The 3,416-nt window shown below is 67.6% G+C and carries 5 protein-coding genes and 1 pseudogene; 4 read left to right on the forward strand and 2 right to left on the reverse strand.

All coding sequences use genetic code 11. The features are described from left to right. Positions 1–323 (reverse strand): transposase domain-containing protein (locus BBK14_RS09765; protein WP_198541223.1); only part of this gene is annotated, 323 nt, incomplete at its 3' end. A 151-nt stretch (positions 324–474) separates the two neighbouring features. Here BBK14_RS09765 and BBK14_RS39865 point away from each other — a divergent pair. From BBK14_RS39865 to BBK14_RS09775, 4 genes and pseudogenes are all read left to right on the forward strand, one after another. Further along, positions 475–1,254: pseudogene (locus BBK14_RS39865) on the forward strand (toll/interleukin-1 receptor domain-containing protein); the annotation flags it as partial. Between the two features lie 113 nt (positions 1,255–1,367). Then, positions 1,368–1,526, forward strand: a complete 159-nt coding sequence (locus BBK14_RS39870) for a hypothetical protein (protein ID WP_241831347.1) — start codon at positions 1,368–1,370, stop codon at positions 1,524–1,526. Between the two features lie 267 nt (positions 1,527–1,793). Next, positions 1,794–2,045, forward strand: a complete 252-nt coding sequence (locus tag BBK14_RS09770; RefSeq protein ID WP_071061224.1) for a type II toxin-antitoxin system Phd/YefM family antitoxin — start codon at positions 1,794–1,796, stop codon at positions 2,043–2,045. Next, positions 2,042–2,296: a Txe/YoeB family addiction module toxin gene (locus BBK14_RS09775; protein ID WP_071061226.1), complete on the forward strand. Its 255-nt coding sequence runs from the start codon at positions 2,042–2,044 to the stop codon at positions 2,294–2,296. The genes BBK14_RS09770 and BBK14_RS09775 overlap by 4 nt, the downstream gene beginning before the upstream one ends. Positions 2,297–2,766: 470 nt before the next feature. On the opposite strand, the gene BBK14_RS09780 is transcribed toward BBK14_RS09775, so the two are convergent. Continuing rightward, positions 2,767–3,416, reverse strand: a 650-nt coding sequence (locus tag BBK14_RS09780; RefSeq protein WP_198541224.1) for a transposase, incomplete at its 5' end; no start/stop codon positions are given.

Raw genomic sequence — 3,416 nt, forward strand, 5'->3', positions numbered from 1 at the left:
ACCCCGAGCCGGTCCCGCGCCTTCGTGATCGCCGTGGTCGCGGGCACCTTCACCGGCCCGGCCTTGTCCGACAGCCAGTCGTCGGCGACCTTCACCTGCCGCATCACCTCGTCGTAGCCGTCCGACGGGAACAACGCCAACGCCACCACATACCGCAGGGTCAACGCCGCCGGCAGGTCCCGCGTCCGCCGCTCACGCCGCCCGGTCTCAGCGACCACCCGGTCGACCAGCGCGTCCGGGAACTGCGCCGCCAGCACCCCCAACCCGACCCGGTCCACCAACCGGTCCTCGGGCTTCTCCTTGACCTGACCACGTCTCGGCACCCACCGAACCTACACGATCAGACACTAAGTTCCTGGTATTGAGACCCCGCCCCGCCGAGTACGCGACCCCCGACCCCTTCCCAGGGCTGGGGGCCGCGAAGCGTTCCCGGCAGATGACGGGATGTGCCGGATGTGCCGGCCGGTGACGGTTATGGCGCTGGCGGTGGGTGCGAGGATCAGCGTTGTGTCGAATTTGGGGGCAACCGCCGCGGACGGGGCGGAGGGGTGGGACTTCTTCGTGTCCTACACCGCCGCCGATCGGCAGCGGGCGGAGTGGATCGCCTGGCAGTTGGAAGACGACGGCTACCGCGTCCTGATCCAGGCATGGGACTTCGTCCCCGGCTCCAACTGGTCGGTCCGTATGGACCAGGGCGTCATTCACGCGGAACGAACCATCGCCGTCCTGTCCAACGCCTACCTGTCGTCGGTGTACGGCGAGGCGGAATGGAAAGCCGCGCACGTCGCGGACCCCCGCGGGTTTGCGCGCAAGCTGCTGCCCATCCGGATCGAAGACTGCGCCCGGCCCGGGCTGCTCCACACCGTCGTCGGCATCGACCTGTTCGACCTGTCCGCCGGCACCGCCCGCAGGCACCTTCTCGACAGCATCCGCCACACCATCACCGGGCGAGGGAAACCCGCCGTAGCACCAGAGTTCCCAGTACCTCCACGGCAGGCCCCACCCGCCAACGAACCCGGCTTTCCTCCCACCCCGGCACACCCCCGCCCCCTCGGCGAGCCCCTCACCGGCCACACCGGTCCGGTGTGGGCGGTGGCGTTTACCGGCGACGRCCACACCCTCGCCACCGCCAGCCGCGACCGGACCGTGTGGCTGTGGGACACCACCAGCCCGGCACACCCCTACCCGCTCGGCGAGCCCCTCACCGGCCACACCGGTCCGGTGTGGGCGGTGGCGTTTACCGGCGACGGCCACACCCTCGCCACCGCCAGCCGCGACCGGACCGTGTGGCTGTGGGACACCACCAGCCCGGCACACCCCCGCCCTCTCGGCAACCCCTCACCGGCCCTGCCAGCCGGGTGCACGCGGTGGCGTTCACCGCCGACGGCCGTACCCTCGCCACCGCCGACCGGACCGTGCGGCTGTGGGACACATCCAACCCGGCACACCCCCGCCCCCTCGGCGAGCCCCTCACCGGCCACACCGGTCCGGTGTGGGCGGTGGCGTTGTGTGCCCGGCATGGGTAGTCGTTTGGAGGTGGAAGTCCTCTGGGGGAGGCGGCGGTGCCAACCCCGAGCTGGAGGCAACGGCGTCACCGTGAGGTGGGGTCGGGAAGAAGCCCGAGGCGAGACCCCTGCACCGAGGAACACGAACCCCTACCGACCGACGGGACCACCGCATAGCTGCCGCAACCTTCGGCGCGGAGTTGGCGTGCCAAGGCCCCTTGCCGATCTCGACCCGGCGATGTACAATTTTCTGTACGTACAACTTCCCGTACGTGAGAGGAGGGTGACATGAGGACGATGACCTACTCGGAGTCACGCGCACGGTACGCAGAAGTTCTCACGGCCGTGACGGACGACAGGGAAGAGATTGTCATCACCCGCACCGGCCGCGAGCCGGTAGTGATCGTCTCCCTGGACGACTACCAGTCACTCAAGGAGACGGCATACCTGCTTCGTAGCCCAGAGAACGCACGCCGGCTTCTGATCGCCATCGACCGACTCGAGAGCGGCGGCGGTGTTGTCCGGGACCTTGCCGAGTGAAGCTCGTCTGGGACGAGAACGCCTGGCAAGACTACGTGTGGTGGCAAACCCAGGACCGTAAGATACTCAAGCGCATTAATACCCTGATCCAGGATATCGCCCGTAACGGGAACGATGGCATCGGCAAGCCCGAACCCCTGAAACACGGCTTTCAGGGCTACTGGTCGAGGCGCATCAACGACGAACACAGACTCGTCTACAAGGTCAGCGGCGACGAGATTCGCGTAGCTCAATGCAGGTACCACTATTGATCCTTAATGATCCTTTTCCGTGCGCCCAGCAGACTGGAGGTGACGCCGTGTAAGCGGCTGATCTACCTTTCGTAAGCTCGCCGTCGCTTGCCGGTGGAAGTCCGGTCCGGGTAACTGCCAGGAGGCCCGGTAGCAGGCTGGCGGCTTCGTCTGGAAACGGGCGGGGTCGAAGCCCAGCGTCGAAGGCCCTGTGAGGGGGAGCAACAGTGCGGTCCGTAGCATAAAGCGAAGCCTGCGGCGTCGTTACTCAGCCCGYTCTTTGAGYGGGACAAGGGAGTGCCGAGCCCTTCGGAATCGGGGCGAAGGCCATGGAAGCGGCGAAGRTCCTGGAWTTGCAGCCGTGAGGAACTCCCCGGCGTATGGGGCGCGGAACGTACTGATAGTGGCGGCGGGAACTGGGGAGGCCCTCCCCGGCCCGGCAGGCTGCGGAAATCTGCCGGAGAGCCGTGCCCTATAACGGGTCTTCGAAGTTAAGCGGGGTTGAGACATCCGCGGGCTCGGCGGGTGGTTGCGCAGCGTGTCCGTAGCYGCTGGTTGGTTGGGGTGCGGTATCCGAAGGCGTTGCGGGCGTCGAGCTTGACGATCCGGTTGTGGCCCTCGCTRCCTGCGTTGGTGAGCCCGGTGCGCAGGAATGCCTCGATGCACGGCCACCAGGTGCTGACTGTGGAGGCGAGGCGTTCGAGTTCGGGGATGCCGGCGTCGGCGCACCAGAGGTAGAACCTCGTCAGCCGGTGGGCGATCACGGTGCGGTCGGGGTGGGTGCCGGCGAGGGCGAGCACGGCGCKCAGTTCCTCCTTCGCGATCCAGGCAGCCAGGATGGTCTGTCCGGGTTCGTSGAGGTCGACCAGGGTGTTCCACAGCTTCGTGAGCTGGCGGTCGGTGAGGTTCTCCCGGTTGCGGCCCAGCAGATTACGGATTTTCCACTCGGGGTCGCTGTCGCGTCCGCGCCGGCCGCGCAGCAGGGTCGTGACGCGGCGGCGGACCGCGGCGACGACGCTGTTCGCGAGCTGCACGATGTGGAAATGGTCGACGACCAGGGTGGCGAGGGGCAGGGAGCGGCGGACCGCGGCGACGAACACGGTGCACATGTCGATCACCACGTAGCGGATCCGGTCACGCC

Origin of the sequence: Parafrankia soli (assembly GCF_001854695.1) — a bacterium.
GTDB lineage: Bacteria > Actinomycetota > Actinomycetes > Frankiales > Frankiaceae > Parafrankia > Parafrankia soli.